We start from the raw sequence: 15,178 nt of genomic DNA, 5'->3' as shown, positions 1-15,178 counted from the left end.
GTAGGTTTTTTACATTGTCGTGAGGGCAAGACTTGGGGGACAAGGAAGGACAGTGGACAAGGGAGGAAAACAGTACAAAATCATCTTCTCTTGGTAACAAAAAGACCATTGTGCTGATAAAATCTTCCTTGTCTACTTTCCCTCCTTGTCTTCCAGGTCCTGCCTCAACAGATAATATTAAAAACCTACCCCTGTGGGGACTGGGGACTGGTGACTGGTGATTGGTGATTGGTGATTGGTGACTGGTGATTGGTGATTAGGTTATTTACCTCCCTGTTCCCTGTTCCCTGAAATGCTAATGTAGAAATTGATAATAAATATCTATTTGTGATTTCCTGTGGTGCTTTATAAAAATCCTGTTATCTTTTTCAGTATAGCTGTTTTACTTTCTACCTTAACAGCCTGTGCTAATGGTCCTACTGCCAAAAATTTAGAACAGTCTTTAGCAGCAGATCCTAGACTGCAAACAAATACTGCGGTTTTTGGTGAAAACAAGAATCCAGAAATATCAACTGCACCTAAAGTTGAATTACCTGCTGACTTTCCTCAAGAAATTCCTATTTATCCCAATGCTAAGTTAGCAGAAATTCAACCTGCAAATAATAATTCAGATAATTCAGATAATTCAACAAATTCAGAAAATCAAACTGAAAATAGAATTGTAACTCGTTGGCAAAGTGCAGATCCTAGTAATATGATTGCCAACTTTTACAGCAGTGAGTTTAAAAATCAGAATTGGCAAATTTTACAACAACCACAAGACGATACAGAAGGAACTTTTGAAGTCAAGCGGAATGATTTATTATTGAAAGTAGCAATTAACCCAAAAACCGTTACAAATCCAACACCAAATCAACCACAAACAGCTACAGAATTAACAATTGAATATACATCTAATAAGAGTAATAGTGTAACTGCAAATTCTGGGACAAATTCTGGGACAAATTCTGGGACAAATTCTCAACCAGGAGATTCGCAATTTATTGGACCAGTTTCACCAGGGGTTGATGTTTCTAATCAACCAACAAATACAGAAATTACAGCAATTGAAAGTTCAGAACCTCAAGAATTTACTGATTTGAATAAAGTACCACCAGAATGGCGGAAACAGATTGAAGATTTAGGTAGATTAGGAGTTTTATCAATTGCATCAAACCCCAATAATAGCAATTCTAATGCTACAAATGCTCAACAATTTGCACCTGATAAAATCATCACTCGCAGAGAATTTGCTCGTTGGTTAGTAACTGCAAATAATGTCATGTATGCTAATAATCCTGCGAAAAAAATCCGTTTATCATCCACAAATACACAACCAGTCTTTAGAGATGTTTTACCTAAAGATCCTGATTTTCCAACTATTCAAGGATTAGCAGAAGCGGGATTAATTCCTAGTATTTTATCAGGAAATGCCACAGAAGTTTTATTTCGTCCTGATGCACCTTTAACCAGGGAAAATTTGTTAATGTGGAAAGTTCCTTTAGATACCCGTCAAGCTTTACCGAATGCTAATTTGGAAGCTGTGAAACAAACTTGGGGTTTTCAGGATACAGAAAAAATTGATCCTAAAGCATTAAGAGCAATTTTAGCTGACTTTCAAAATGCAGAACAATCAAATATTAGGAGAGTTTTTGGATATACTACTCTTTTTCAACCGAAAAAAGCTGTAACTCGTGGGGAAGCTGCTGCTGCCATATCTTATTTTGGTTTGCAAAGTGAGGGGATGTCAACTACTGAAGCTTTGAAGTTGAAAGGGGAGTAAATTGTCAGAGTGGGGATTTTTGGGATTTGGGTATGTACAGGATTGATTTATTTGTCTGAATCATGATGTCCGGGATTTGAGGATTTATGGCTAACGCCACGCTTCGCTATCAGGATGAGATTTAGGAAGATAGAAAACTGTTATTTTATAATTAAGGAGTGATAATTTTTGATAAAATAAGATATTGAATTATTATTTCTAGGGTAATCTTAATTAAGAACACATACACAAAAACCATGAATCAGCTTTTAGAACAAGCATTCGCTGTAGTATCACAGCTACCAGAACAAGAACAAAATGAAATTGCTCAAATAATTTTTCAAAAAATAGTTCAGAATCAACAATTACTGCAACCCAAATATATGGATAAAAATATAGATTTTATGCAATTTGCTGGTATTGCTAATTAAGAAGAATCTATATTGTTACAGCAGCTTGAACATGAGATTGAAGAACAAAGATTACTAGACTCATCAAGGGAAATTGAATTGTGAAAAAAGTGATGTTAGATACTAATATCATCTCATATTTTTTGCGAGGTGAAACACAAGTAGTTCAAAAACTTCGGGAATATCAAAAATTTTATATAGCATAAAATTTGCCATTCCATTCAGCACTAAGCTGTTGTGCATTTAATTTGTATAAGTGGAACAGGCATCTTGCCTGTTAAACAAGAGTTCAGAATATTAGGATTATACAATTTAGCTGTGTAACAGCTTACCATGCAAGGTAAACTAGCTTCATCAAAGACATTTTCTACCTCAACAATATGGGGATGACGACATAACGCTAGTCTCAAACCTTCATCACGAAAATCCTGTTTTAATTTATTTTGATGTTGTATCAAATCTGGACGATTTAAAATTTCTTGTCTCAGGGTTTTTATTACTCGCAGTTCACCACGTTGCTTTTCAGCCAAATAGGTGATACCTATTCCCCCTTGGCCTAGTTCTCTTGGTATAATGTAGCGTCCCCCAAATAACGCCTGTCCAGGATAAAACACCATTTTTAACCACTGCCTAATACTGGTACTTATTCTGGCACAAGATGGGGGCTGGTGGGAATCGAATCCGGTATTTTGCCGAAAACGCTGCTATTTCTCATTTATAGTAGATGATTTCCAGGATTTAAGGATTTTCAGGATGATATTTAGGAAGCATAATTTTTGATATATTCAATAATTAATAACCGCAAATAGTTTAAGGTTTCAATATAGCATTTCAATTGTGGATAATCAGATGTATGAGAAAAATACCATTCTGAAAAATAGGGTATGTCAAATATCTTTAATTGATCCAAATTCGCAACTATTTCATTTGCATTTGCTAAATTATTGTTACTAAGAATTTGAGAAGCATATCCTCTAATATCAGTGGTGAACATTTCAATTACACCCAGAATGGTAAACTCTTGTGAGTCTTCCCAAAATGCTAGTTGATGTCTTTCTGGTTGCGTTTGTTGATAATCTGGTACTAATTGCTGAAAAACTCTCTCAATGTGTTCTTTAGCTGTTTTGGTATTTCTGGATTTATTGCTTAGTTCTAAGTTTTGCATAACTTTTGCATAATTTTGATTAATTTTCTCCATAGGATACTATTTTACCATTTCTTTCTATAAGAAATTCATTTCCTTTATTCCATCTCTCAGCACCATTTGGTAAAAGTTTCTTTCGCGCACCTTTTTTGTTGAAATTAGCAGCTTTCCGCAAATATTTTAAATAATTACCTGCAAAACCATGTCTATCAGCATGATCTACAATACTATTAGCTATATTAGGATAAGTTGCTTTATCCCACATTTCCATAAAATTTTTTATTTCTGCAATTTCCTCATCCGTATATCCAGTAAACAAGATTTTTTGATATAGTTCTATTTGTTGAGTTTGATTGATATCATCATTTTTATCAATATTCATCTAGGTTTGATTAGGGTTGAAACAGAATTTACAGTATGTTTGTTTAGGTTAATATTTTTATTTGTCAGAATCAGGATATCCAGGATTTAAGGATTTTCAGGATATGATTTAGGAAGTTAATATTTCTATTTTTCAGAATCAGGATTTACAGGATGTTATTTGAATAAGCTGTTATGCCTTTAACTTGAATAATTAATACAAGCAAGATGCTTGTGCTACTGTAACTTCAGGTTTTTTTAATTATACAGTTTAGCTGCACATCAGCTTACCATTATTTTTTAATTAGATAATCTGATTATATCATTTTTTGTTCAATTGTATTTTCTTGATTTTAACTAATGTAGGCATAATATCAAATGAGTTTGCAATAATTTTTACTTTTTTGAGACAAATAATTAAACCCCAAAAATCATCATCAATGAGAAAAAATTAAACATCCTGAAAGTAATTAAATCCTGGATATCCTGATTCAGACAAATAATTAAATCCTGAAAATCATCAATTACAAAAAATCAAACTTCCATAAACTGCGGAGATTTGATTTCCGCATCCTCACCAAAATGCTTATCTACCAAAATAGCAACTTGTGAAGGTTGAACTTTAGTATACCGGGTTTTATCTGGCATGACTAAATTAGGTCCACCCTTACAATTTTTCATGCAACCAGTACCTTTAATATCAACTGTATCCTGTAAACCGCGATCGCTCAACTCAGACTCCAACACCTGACACAACGCTTTACCACCGCGTTTCATGCAATCAGATTTTTGACACATTAAGATAGTTTGCTTTTTCGCTCGTTTGGGTTTACTCGTTTCCGGTGCTAAAGACACTCTTTCCATATTTAAATTAGGCGCAATTATTTCTACTTGAGAGCGCCCAGCCATTACCCGTTCAGCTTTTAACGTGACTTCCTCTTTTTTAGCGTCATACTTTTTAGTACCTACCACCTGTAACCAAGTACCACGAGGTAAACGCAAGTCAAAAGCTATCCGTAAATGCTTGGCTAATTTTACATAACATTCACCATCAGAAGTCGCTAATAATAAACCTTTTAACTTATAACCATCTTTAATCACAAAATCTAAAAATCTACCTTCTAGGCAAAATTCTGATACTTCTACACCAGTATAGATACTCATCTTTCGTTCACCCAAGATTAACTAAATACAAAGCAGATAAAAGGAAAACAGAAAATAATTACAAATTACAAGGCTTGATAACGCAAACGCAAACAATCTTTTAAATGACAAATTAAATCTTGACGAGAAGCTTTAACTTGTCTCACCACACTCCAAACTTGGATAGCTATTTGTGGGTTAGTAATTTCTACTTGCAATGGTTGGTTACTCTGACAATGACAAGGAATATCTAATTCATTTAAGCGTTGATAAACTTGCCAACGTTCTGACCAACTCACATCAATAACGTGCTGTGTTCCTAATTGTGAATTATGTGAATTAGAGAATTTCAAGTGAATTACCCTCAAAGTGCAACAAAATGGCAGTAAATAGAACAGAATAACCCCCTGTGACTGGGAGTTTATTGGACTTGAGCCTTATCAACCAGAATAGCGTAAGTGCAAATTATTGTCATTAAATTTGCAAAAAATTTTCATAAAACTTGAACCACCACACCCCAAAGGTGTTACACACAATGTGTAAATAAAGTCAAGGATATTAGCAAACAAACAGAGATGAAATTAATAGTTAACACCAGACATAAAAGGAAAACGAATACTTGCAGCGATAAAAATTAGAAATTCTGTCATATTTAGCAGACTGGCATGAAAATTTTTTAATGTTAAGATATAACAAAAAGCAGTAGTTGAAAAAAACAACTGCTACAAAGCGAGGAGAACCATGTCTGATACTCAAACTTTGATTCAAAATTTTGGTCAAGTATATGACAACCCTGTATTACTAGATCGCAGTGTCACCGAACCAGTAATTGAAGGATTTAATATTGCATTAGCTAGTTTTCAAGCACTTTACATACAGTACCAGAAACATCATTTTGTAGTTGAAGGTGCAGAATTTTATTCACTGCATGAGTTTTTTAAGGAAAGTTACGAGGAAGTACAAGATCACATCCATGAAATTGGTGAACGTTTAAATGGTTTGGGTGGTGTTCCCGTAGCTTCTTTTACTAAATTAGCTGAATTATGCTGTTTTGAACCAGAAGCAGATGGTACATTTTCTTGCCGGAAGATGATAGAAAATGACCTAGTAGCAGAACAAGCAATGATTAGCTTAATTCGCCGTTTAGCCTCTCAGGCAGAGAGTTTAGGAGATCGGGGGACAAGATATCTCTATGAACAAATCCTGCTAAAAACAGAAGAAAGAGCTTATCATTTAGCACATTTTTTAGCTAAGGATAGTTTAACATTAGGTTTTGTTCAAAGAACCACAAACTAAATTTAACCTCATCTTAAATTTCTGCATTTATATAGATGCAAAATTTAGTAGAGTAGATTAGAACCGAAAATAAAAAATTGGCAGCTAGGTAAAACCACACATGAGTTACCTATCTGTCATTTTTTGTATTTATCAGTGCAATTATTATTAATTATATAAAATGCAAATATTTGTCATTTGCTGATCAAGCAGGACTTACGGAAAACAGAAAGGAGGTAGGGGTAATTCATGAATTACCCCTACGAATAAAACATCACTAAAAATTGTTAAAAATCATATTTAACAGTTATTGAAAATAAATTTCAGGAAAATTTATCAACTCAGAAGCTATAAATTCTCAAAAATAATCTGAAAAATAGGATCATCATAAAATGAACATTCATCCTCAAAGCAAATATTCAGGAAAAAATCTCACAATAGCTGCAAACTATTTAGGACTTACGCAGAAGTTATGGAAGAATGAACCACGAAGAACACGAAGAACACGAAGGTAAGAGAGTTTGAGAGGTATTTTGGGTAAGTCTTGAGTTTCTTCCTTTGTGTCTTCGCTTATTTGCGTCTACCCTGCGGGATCTCCTGACGGAGATTGCGCGAAACATAAATATCTGGAAAATGGAATTGTTCAGTTATTCTTTTACATCTGCGTTTATCTGCGTGTATCTGTGTTAAATTACTCAAGATAACCGAAAAATTAGGCTACACTGTTAAAAAATCTACCTAATCACAAGAACTAAGAAAACTTAATAATAAATATAAGGACTAGGGGTAAAGACCCTTAAAATAGTCAAGATTTGTATTTTCCTGATCTAAAGTAACAACTATGCCTCGTCGTCAAGATATCCACAAAATTCTTCTGTTAGGTTCTGGTCCTATTGTCATTGGCCAAGCTTGTGAGTTTGACTATTCTGGTACTCAAGCCTGTAAAGCTTTACGGGAAGAGGGTTTTGAGGTGGTGCTGATAAATTCTAACCCGGCTACTATTATGACTGATCCAGAAACGGCCGATCGCACTTATATCGAACCGCTAACACCGGAAATTGTAGCAAAGGTCATTGCTAAAGAACGTCCTGATGCCCTTTTACCAACTATGGGGGGACAAACTGCTTTAAATCTTGCGGTTGCTTTAGCGAAAAATGGGGTTTTAGACCAGTATAACGTCGAATTAATCGGTGCGAAATTACCAGCGATTGAAAAAGCTGAAGATCGCAAGTTGTTTAACGAAGCGATGGATAAGATCGGGGTGAATGTTTGTCCTAGTGGTACAGCGTCAACCTTAGAAGAAGCTAAGGCGATCGCCGATCGGATAGGATCTTATCCTCTCATTATTCGTCCTGCTTTCACAATGGGCGGTACTGGTGGCGGTATTGCTTACAATAAAGAAGAATTTGAAGTGATGGCACAGGTTGGTATTGATGCTAGTCCTGTTTCTCAAATTCTTATAGATCAGTCTTTATTAGGTTGGAAGGAATATGAACTAGAAGTGATGCGGGATCTTGCGGATAACGTTGTCATTATCTGTTCTATCGAAAATTTCGATCCGATGGGGATTCATACAGGTGATTCTATCACTGTCGCCCCTGCCCAAACTCTCACAGATAAAGAATATCAACGTCTGCGGGATATGGCGATCAAAATTATCCGGGAAATAGGGGTGGAAACCGGTGGTTCTAATATTCAGTTTGCGGTGAACCCAGTAAATGGGGATGTGGTAGTTATTGAAATGAACCCCCGTGTTTCCCGCAGTTCTGCGTTAGCTTCTAAAGCAACTGGTTTTCCTATTGCAAAGATGGCCGCAAAGTTAGCTGTGGGTTACACTTTGGATGAAATTAGTAATGATATTACTAAGAAAACCCCCGCTTCTTTTGAACCGACTATTGACTATGTAGTTACGAAAATTCCCCGGTTTGCGTTTGAAAAGTTTCCTGGTTCTGATCCAGTGTTAACTACGCAAATGAAGTCTGTGGGGGAAGCAATGGCCATAGGAAGAACTTTTAATGAGTCTTTCCAAAAAGCTATGCGGTCCTTGGAAACTGGCCGCGCTGGATGGGGTGCTGATAAACCAGAAAAGTTACCCAGTGGGGAACAAATTCGCGCTCAGTTACGTACACCTAACCCAGAGAGAGTTTTTGCTTTGCGTCATGCAATGCTGTTAGGTATCAGTAATGAGGAAATTTACGAACTAACTGCCATAGATCCCTGGTTTTTGGATAAATTACAGCAAATTCTGGAAGTTGAGAAGTTCTTAAAACGCACTCCTTTACAGCAATTGACAAAAGAGCAAATGTATGATGTCAAGCGTAATGGTTTTAGCGATCGCCAAATTGCTTTCTGTACCAAAACCAAGGAAGATGAAGTTAGAGCATATCGTAAACAGTTAGGTGTTATCCCCGTTTACAAAACTGTGGATACCTGCGCTGCGGAGTTTGAAGCGTTCACACCTTATTATTATTCTACCTACGAGGAAGAAACGGAAGTTTTACCCACCGATAAACCCAAGGTAATGATTTTGGGAGGTGGTCCAAACCGTATTGGTCAGGGGATAGAATTTGATTATTGTTGCTGTCATGCGGCATACTCTTTGAAAGCTGCGGGTTATGAAACCATGATGGTGAACTCTAACCCGGAGACTGTTTCTACTGATTACGATACTAGCGATCGCCTATATTTTGAACCTCTTACCAAAGAAGACGTACTCAACATCATCGAAGCGGAAAACCCTGTAGGTATTATTGTCCAGTTCGGTGGACAAACTCCCCTAAAATTAGCAGTTCCATTGCAAAACTATCTTCAAAGTATAGCCAGCAATGAGGAAATCCAAAATCCAAAATCCAAAATCCAAAATCCAGAAATTTGGGGTACTTCTCCTGATTCTATCGACATGGCAGAAAATCGGGAACGGTTTGAAAAGATTCTTCAAGAGTTGAATATTGCCCAACCGCCTAATGGTATCGCTAGAAGTTATGAAGATGCGTTAATTGTCGCTAAACGGATCGGCTATCCCGTTGTGGTTCGCCCTAGTTACGTTTTGGGTGGACGAGCGATGGAAATAGTCTACTCTGATGCAGAGTTAGAAAGATATATGACTTTTGCAGTGCAGGTAGAACCAGATCATCCAATTTTAATTGATAAGTTCCTAGAAAATGCCATTGAAGTGGATGTAGATGCGATCGCCGATCATACGGGTAGAGTGGTTATTGGTGGCATTATGGAACACATTGAACAAGCGGGTATTCACTCAGGAGATTCGGCTTGTTCTCTCCCTTCAATTTCCCTCTCTCCCGCAGTCCTTAACCAAATTAGGACTTGGACAGTTGAACTAGCAAAAGCTTTATCTGTAGTGGGTTTGATGAATATTCAATTTGCCGTTGTTGGTGCAAATAGTTATTCTCCCCAAGTCTACATTTTAGAAGCTAACCCCCGTGCATCTCGCACTGTTCCATTTGTGTCTAAAGCAACAGGCGTACCTTTAGCTAAGTTGGCATCTTTAATTATGTCTGGTAAGACTTTAGAGGAATTAAACTTTACTCAGGAAGTGATTCCCTCTCATATAGCTGTGAAAGAAGCAGTGTTACCCTTTAATAAATTCCCCGGTACTGATACCATCTTAGGTCCTGAAATGCGTTCCACTGGGGAAGTTATGGGAATTGATGCTGATTTTGGGCGGGCATTTGCTAAAGCGGAAATGGGCGCAGGGGAAAAATTACCCCTCCAGGGTACTGTATTTGTGTCTATGAGCGATCGGGATAAAGCCTTAGTTGTGGATGTGGTGAAAGAGTTTATCAACCTGGGTTTTCATATTATCGCCACCCAAGGTACACGCCAATATTTGAAGGAGCAAGGTTTAAAAGTTGAGCAAGTGCTGAAACTTCATGAAGGCCGTCCTAATGTGATTGATGTGATCAAAAATCAACAAATTCAGTTAATTATTAACACACCTTCAGGGGAAGAAGCCCGTACCGATGGACAACTGATCCGCCGTACAGCTTTAGCCTACAAAATTCCCATAATTACCACTATAGCAGGTGCGCGGGCAACAGTAGCCGCTATCCGTTCCCTGCAAAACACCACCTTAGATGTGAAAGTCATTCAAGAATACTGTCCCATAGGGTAATGAGTAATGGGTAATTGGTAATTGGTAACTGGTAATTGGTAATTGGTGAGAATCAACTTTTGCCTTTTGCTTTCTTGCTGTTCCCTGTTCCCTATTACTTATTACCTATTACCTATTACCTCTTCACTGTCACCTGTCACCTGTCACCTCGTCCCGAAACATTAAGCAATTATTATAGGCAAATCATTATAGTTAATATTGAGATATTTTAACAAATATGAGGAAACCATCTACTTCTCATTTTTCGTTCTGACTCCTGACTCATGCTTCAAGAGGGCAACCACAGGGGGTTGCCCCTACGGCTGAACTCCTGCCTCATGCCTCAAGAGGGCAACAACAGGGGGTTGCTCCTACGGCTAAACTACTATTCCTATAATATTTCAGTACAATTACGACATAGCCTCACCTGATGTAACCAGGAATTTTCTAGTTACTCGGTAGTCAAGCTTTTTTAATAAATGTTACAATTGTTAACAATTACATCACACGGAAAATGTTAGACAGATCATGGTATCTCTAACTACAGGTACTTGTAATTACAAGTAAATAACTGTACCGTCTAGCAGTTAATAAGCCTAAATTGACGACATACCGGAAACAAAGCGGATCGGGTATGTAAATTGCAAACCAGAGCATAGTTTTCTAGTTAACCTGGGTATTATCTTCTCAAGGCATCAGCTAATGACACTACCAACCAACCCAACATCAACCAAGAGTAGCGCCATGAAGACGGCTCAGACACCTACCGACCTCGTACGGACTTACCTAAGAGAGATTGGACGCGTGCCACTTTTAACCCATGAGGAAGAAATTCACTTTGGGAAACAGGTACAAAGATGTACCGCGTTGTATGAGGTGAGAGATAATCTTGCTACTCAGTTAGAACGTCAACCAACTGTAGAAGAGTGGGCAATTGCGGCTGAGTTAGAAGTAAAAGAATTAAATAGAGCGATCGCCGAAGGTGAAATTGCTAAACGGAAAATGGTAGAAGCTAATTTGCGTTTAGTAGTGTCTGTAGCGAAAAAGTATATTAAACGTAATGTTGATTTACTTGACTTAATCCAAGAAGGTAGTATAGGAATGCAACGGGGTGTAGAAAAATTTGACCCCACAAAAGGTTATAGATTTTCTACCTATGCTTATTGGTGGATACGTCAGGCCATCACCCGCGCTATAGCGGAAAAAGCCCGCACCATTAGACTACCTATTCATATTACGGAAAAATTAAACAAAATCAAGAAAGCCCAAAGGCAATTATCCCAAAAATTGGGACGTGCGCCTAGCATTTCTGAACTAGCTGAAGAATTACAATTAACACCTAAACAGGTGCGGGAGTGTCTAGAAAAAGCACGTTTACCCTTGTCTCTTGATTTGCGTTTAGGTGATAATTATGACACCGAACTAGGGGAAATGTTGGAAGATACAGGTGCATCACCTGAAGATTTTGTGATGCAATCTTCTCTATCTTGCGACATAGAAAGGATGATGTCAGAACTCACACCCCAACAAAAAGAAGTCATTAGACTGAGGTTTGGGTTATCAGATGGACAATCTATGACATTAGCCCGAATTGGTGAAATACTTAATATTAGTCGGGAACGAGTGCGACAAATTGAAAGAGAAGCCTTAACAAAACTTCGTAAATCCAAACATAGCATGAATGAGTATCTTGCTAGTTAGTCAGGAGTCAGGAGGCAGGAGTCAGGAGAACATTAATAACTTTATTACCTATTCCCTTCTTTTGCCTTTTGCCTTGTGCCTCTTGCCTTCTTACTGTCACCTAGATTCATTCGCAATAATACGCTGTTTTTGGTACGGTTAAACCGACTCCCCCGACTGAAATAACCTGTTACATTGAATGACATAGACACAAAGTTAAATTTTCGTTGTCATTAAGTCGTCATTAAATAGAAAACAGGTTATTTATCATTGTAGTCACAATTACCATAGATAGTAGTTGTAGCAAAGGAGATCAAAAGTGAGTAACCAACCTAATCGAGTATCAGAATTTTTCAACGGTGAAACAGAAAATAGCAACTTATTATGGCAGTACGTTAAATCTCTAAGTCCAGAAACCGTAACACAGTTATCTAAACCTACTTCTGCGGAAGTATTTCAAGTGATGGAACGGAATATTGTGGGACTTTTGGGAAATCTTCCTTCTGAACATTTTGGTGTTACCATTACAACTAGCAGAGAAAATTTAGGTAGATTATTAGCTTCTGCAATGATTAGTGGTTATTTTTTGCGGAATGCAGAACAAAGAATGAACTTTGATATGGCTATACAAGGAACAGAAGCAAGCAGTAGTGATGTTGCTGAATAAGTTAACAAATTAGCACCAATTAAATAAATTCTCTGATAAATCCAAAATGAAGATACCAGAATTTTAATAATTGGTGTTTTTTTATGACGTAAATGTTAAAATTAGGTAGTTTTCAGTTTTCAGATCCCCGACTTCTTTAAGAAGTTGGGGATCTATAATGATTTTAGAATGATTAAATTTTACCATAATTATTATGACAGAAATATCAAATGTTACCCATAAAATTATTGGTGTTGCTGTTATTTGGAACAACGAAAAACAGATTTTAATTGATCGTCGTCTTCCCACAGGAACAATGGCGAATTTATGGGAATTTCCTGGAGGTAAAATTGAAACAGGAGAAACTATAGAAGAATGTATAGAAAGAGAAATTTTAGAAGAGTTAGGAATTAAAATAGAAGTTGGCAAACATTTGATTACTGTTGATCATACTTATCCTCATTTACGAGTAACTTTGACAGTGCATCATTGTCATTATTTATCAGGTATTCCCCAAGCTATTGAATGTGCGGAAGTGCGTTGGGTGGGTTTGGATGAGTTGGATAATTTTGATTTTCCTGAAGCAAATGGAGAAATTATTGCTGCTTTGAGAAAAAGGTAAGAACAATTATTTAAATTCATCAAGTTATCAAAGATGATGATAAGCGAAACATGAAAAATAAAGCAGGGTTAGAAATTGGTGAAATAAAAATGGAAGAAAACAGAATACTTACTGAGAAATTTCCCACACCTAACCCTTTAGAAATTGTGGTGACATTAAGACAAGAAGAAGATAAACCTGATGATTTAGCTGCATTTTTAGAGTCTTTGCGTTATGGATTTGGACATTATAAAGAATGGACAACAATACCCGCACCTCTATTTTTTGAAAGAGTTGTCAGAGACTATATTAGTGAGTTTTTGATTACTGATGATGTGGATGATGAAGAATTAGAAATAGAAGACAATCAGACAAATGAAGGAGAACCTAGACAACTAAGTTTATTTTGATTGATTAACGGAGTTGGGATTTCAAATCAAATTTTTTGAGACAATTAATAGTGTTGGGTTTCCTGACCTCAACCCAACCTACAAAATAAATTTCTTTTCCAGATTAAAAGTAACAATCTATTAAAAGTTTTCATTGATTAGTCATCAATTACCTACAATAATAAAAAAGACTTTTATAAAAGGTGTAAGTAAAAAAAATGCTTAAAACCGTTGCAGAAGTGATGACCCATAATCCAATTATGGTTAATCCTCAAACTCCTTTAAAAGAAGCTATCCAAATCTTAGCAGAAAAACGCATTAGCGGTTTACCTGTAATTAATGATGCAGGGAAATTAGTGGGGATCATATCCGAAACAGACTTGATGTGGCAGGAAACCGGTGTCACTCCACCTGCATACATCATGTTTTTGGATAGTGTAATTTATTTACAAAATCCTGGTGCTTATGAACGGGATTTACATAAAGCTTTAGGACAAACTGTAGGGGAAGTAATGAGTAAAAATCCTCTCACTATTACCCCTGATAAGTCCCTAAAAGAAGCTGCAAAAATCATCCAAGAACATAAAGTACATCGTTTACCTGTGCTGGATAGTACGAGTAAAGTTATTGGTATTCTGACTCGTGGTGACATTATCCGCGCTATGGCCGCTGAGTAGGTGACTGGGGACACTTCGACAAGCTCAGTGCATCGCTGGGGACTGGTGACTGGGAAAGATTAATAACCCAATGCCCAATGACTAATAAAATAGGATCATTAAAAATAGGATCATTAAATGAGTATATCTGCTGAATCTGTAAAAGAATTACTGAGTTCTGATAACTTGGGCGATCGCCTCCGTGCAGTCAATCAAATTCGTGAACTCGAACCCAAAACCGGTTTAGAATTAGTACAAGTCGCTATCCGTGATAAAAATTCCCGTGTGCGTTATTCTGCTGTTAGTCAAATGGACACATTGGGAGAACAGGATTTAGATTTATCCTTGCAGATATTACGGGAACTACTCAACGATCCTGAAGCAGATGTACAAGCAGCAGCAGCAGACTGTTTAGGGGCGCTGAAATTACAGGCAGCTTTTGAAGATTTACAGGAACTCTATCATCAAACCCCAGAATGGCTCGTACAATTCAGTATTATTGCTACCTTGGGAGCATTGGGAGATCCACGGGGTTTTGAACTCCTCAAACAAGCACTTGCTTCAGATAATGGTTTAGTGCAAACTGCGGCTATTAGTTCCCTGGGAGAGTTGGGAAACCCAGATGCAGTTTCCCTTTTAGCAACCTATTCTACTAATTCAGATTGGCAGGTGCGTTATAGAGTTGTTCAGGCTTTGGGTAATTTAGGTGGTGCAGAAGCTAAAGCTATTTTAGAGACTTTGGTTAATGATGAAGTAGAAGCGGTTGCTAAAGAAGCGAAAAGAGCAAGTCCTAAGTTGACAATTTCATAGACAAAACTATACTTATATTGACAAAAATCAATATATTTTTAGGAAAAAATCAACTACTTGATATATAATACAGTGATATCAAGTATTGAATTGAGACTATTGCCGACGCGAAAACCAAGCAATGATGGTGGTAGTCTTTTTCAGAAACTTAATTGGAACACAATCGCGTCTGGCTAAGGCGTGAAAGTCTACTGAGGGATAACTGCTCCCAT

The 15,178-nt window shown here is 36.9% G+C and carries 14 protein-coding genes and 1 pseudogene; 10 read left to right on the top strand and 5 right to left on the bottom strand.

What is annotated here, in order from left to right; genetic code table 11:
* Positions 1 to 337 precede the first annotated feature (337 nt).
* Both PN497_RS18780 and PN497_RS18775 read left to right on the top strand, forming a co-directional pair.
* Complete coding sequence (locus PN497_RS18780; protein ID WP_096570239.1) at positions 338 to 1,762, top strand: S-layer homology domain-containing protein; 1,425 nt, start codon at positions 338 to 340, stop codon at positions 1,760 to 1,762.
* 236 nt (positions 1,763 to 1,998) lie between these two features.
* On the top strand, positions 1,999 to 2,172 hold the full coding sequence (locus PN497_RS18775) for a hypothetical protein (protein WP_272110759.1): 174 nt from the start codon (positions 1,999 to 2,001) through the stop codon (positions 2,170 to 2,172).
* Positions 2,173 to 2,471: 299 nt separating this feature from the next.
* On the opposite strand, the pseudogene PN497_RS18770 reads toward PN497_RS18775, so the two are convergent.
* The 5 genes and pseudogenes from PN497_RS18770 to PN497_RS18750 all read right to left on the bottom strand — a co-directional run.
* Positions 2,472 to 2,768: pseudogene (locus PN497_RS18770) on the bottom strand (hypothetical protein); the annotation flags it as partial.
* Positions 2,769 to 2,911: 143 nt separating this feature from the next.
* Positions 2,912 to 3,316: a hypothetical protein gene (locus PN497_RS18765; RefSeq protein ID WP_096572761.1), complete on the bottom strand. Its 405-nt coding sequence runs from the start codon at positions 3,314 to 3,316 to the stop codon at positions 2,912 to 2,914.
* A gap of 19 nt (positions 3,317 to 3,335) precedes the next feature.
* On the bottom strand, positions 3,336 to 3,677 hold the full coding sequence (locus PN497_RS18760; protein ID WP_096570241.1) for a hypothetical protein: 342 nt from the start codon (positions 3,675 to 3,677) through the stop codon (positions 3,336 to 3,338).
* Positions 3,678 to 4,189: 512 nt separating this feature from the next.
* Complete coding sequence (locus PN497_RS18755) at positions 4,190 to 4,819, bottom strand: (2Fe-2S) ferredoxin domain-containing protein (RefSeq protein WP_096570243.1); 630 nt, start codon at positions 4,817 to 4,819, stop codon at positions 4,190 to 4,192.
* 65 nt (positions 4,820 to 4,884) lie between these two features.
* Positions 4,885 to 5,151, bottom strand: coding sequence for an Asr1405/Asl0597 family protein (locus tag PN497_RS18750; RefSeq protein ID WP_096570245.1), 267 nt, complete (start codon positions 5,149 to 5,151; stop codon positions 4,885 to 4,887).
* Between the two features lie 388 nt (positions 5,152 to 5,539).
* Here PN497_RS18750 and dpsA point away from each other — a divergent pair, with 388 nt between their 5' ends.
* From dpsA to nblB, 8 genes are all read left to right on the top strand, one after another.
* Positions 5,540 to 6,094 carry a DNA starvation/stress protection protein DpsA gene (gene dpsA / locus PN497_RS18745; RefSeq protein WP_096570248.1) on the top strand — a complete coding sequence of 185 codons (555 nt, stop codon included), beginning with the start codon at positions 5,540 to 5,542 and terminating at the stop codon, positions 6,092 to 6,094.
* A gap of 820 nt (positions 6,095 to 6,914) precedes the next feature.
* Positions 6,915 to 10,205, top strand: coding sequence for a carbamoyl-phosphate synthase large subunit (carB, locus tag PN497_RS18740; protein ID WP_096570250.1), 3,291 nt, complete (start codon positions 6,915 to 6,917; stop codon positions 10,203 to 10,205).
* Positions 10,206 to 10,928: 723 nt separating this feature from the next.
* Positions 10,929 to 11,885 (top strand): RNA polymerase sigma factor, RpoD/SigA family, encoded by a 957-nt coding sequence (locus tag PN497_RS18735; RefSeq protein WP_096570252.1) that lies wholly within the window; start codon positions 10,929 to 10,931, stop codon positions 11,883 to 11,885.
* A gap of 298 nt (positions 11,886 to 12,183) precedes the next feature.
* Positions 12,184 to 12,531, top strand: a complete 348-nt coding sequence (locus tag PN497_RS18730; protein ID WP_096570254.1) for a DUF760 domain-containing protein — start codon at positions 12,184 to 12,186, stop codon at positions 12,529 to 12,531.
* A gap of 193 nt (positions 12,532 to 12,724) precedes the next feature.
* Positions 12,725 to 13,132: an 8-oxo-dGTP diphosphatase MutT gene (gene mutT, locus PN497_RS18725; protein ID WP_096570256.1), complete on the top strand. Its 408-nt coding sequence runs from the start codon at positions 12,725 to 12,727 to the stop codon at positions 13,130 to 13,132.
* Between the two features lie 50 nt (positions 13,133 to 13,182).
* On the top strand, positions 13,183 to 13,521 hold the full coding sequence (locus PN497_RS18720; RefSeq protein ID WP_096570258.1) for an RNaseH domain-containing protein: 339 nt from the start codon (positions 13,183 to 13,185) through the stop codon (positions 13,519 to 13,521).
* Between the two features lie 197 nt (positions 13,522 to 13,718).
* The gene (locus PN497_RS18715; RefSeq protein ID WP_096570260.1) at positions 13,719 to 14,177 is read left to right on the top strand and encodes a CBS domain-containing protein; all 459 of its coding nucleotides are present in this window, start codon (positions 13,719 to 13,721) and stop codon (positions 14,175 to 14,177) included.
* A 117-nt stretch (positions 14,178 to 14,294) separates the two neighbouring features.
* Positions 14,295 to 14,966, top strand: coding sequence for a phycobilisome degradation protein NblB (gene nblB, locus PN497_RS18710; protein WP_096570262.1), 672 nt, complete (start codon positions 14,295 to 14,297; stop codon positions 14,964 to 14,966).
* Positions 14,967 to 15,178: the final 212 nt, after the last annotated feature.

This window comes from Sphaerospermopsis kisseleviana CS-549, from assembly GCF_028329225.1.
Classification (GTDB): Bacteria; Cyanobacteriota; Cyanobacteriia; order Cyanobacteriales; family Nostocaceae; genus Sphaerospermopsis; species Sphaerospermopsis kisseleviana.
The sequence above is the reverse complement of the archived record's forward strand: the minus strand, read 5'-3'. Positions and strand labels throughout refer to the sequence as shown.

What these genes read in the sequence shown, in the direction of transcription:
- PN497_RS18775 (WP_272110759.1), top strand. Translation starts at nt 1,999, where the DNA reads ATGAATCAGCTTTTAGAACAAGCATTCGCTGTAGTATCACAGCTACCA.
- PN497_RS18765 (WP_096572761.1), bottom strand. Translation starts at nt 3,316, where the DNA reads ATGCAAAACTTAGAACTAAGCAATAAATCCAGAAATACCAAAACAGCT.
- PN497_RS18760 (WP_096570241.1), bottom strand. Translation starts at nt 3,677, where the DNA reads ATGAATATTGATAAAAATGATGATATCAATCAAACTCAACAAATAGAA.
- PN497_RS18755 (WP_096570243.1), bottom strand. Translation starts at nt 4,819, where the DNA reads ATGAGTATCTATACTGGTGTAGAAGTATCAGAATTTTGCCTAGAAGGT.
- dpsA (WP_096570248.1), top strand. Translation starts at nt 5,540, where the DNA reads ATGTCTGATACTCAAACTTTGATTCAAAATTTTGGTCAAGTATATGAC.
- carB (WP_096570250.1), top strand. Translation starts at nt 6,915, where the DNA reads ATGCCTCGTCGTCAAGATATCCACAAAATTCTTCTGTTAGGTTCTGGT.
- PN497_RS18735 (WP_096570252.1), top strand. Translation starts at nt 10,929, where the DNA reads ATGAAGACGGCTCAGACACCTACCGACCTCGTACGGACTTACCTAAGA.
- mutT (WP_096570256.1), top strand. Translation starts at nt 12,725, where the DNA reads ATGACAGAAATATCAAATGTTACCCATAAAATTATTGGTGTTGCTGTT.
- PN497_RS18720 (WP_096570258.1), top strand. Translation starts at nt 13,183, where the DNA reads ATGAAAAATAAAGCAGGGTTAGAAATTGGTGAAATAAAAATGGAAGAA.
- PN497_RS18715 (WP_096570260.1), top strand. Translation starts at nt 13,719, where the DNA reads ATGCTTAAAACCGTTGCAGAAGTGATGACCCATAATCCAATTATGGTT.
- nblB (WP_096570262.1), top strand. Translation starts at nt 14,295, where the DNA reads ATGAGTATATCTGCTGAATCTGTAAAAGAATTACTGAGTTCTGATAAC.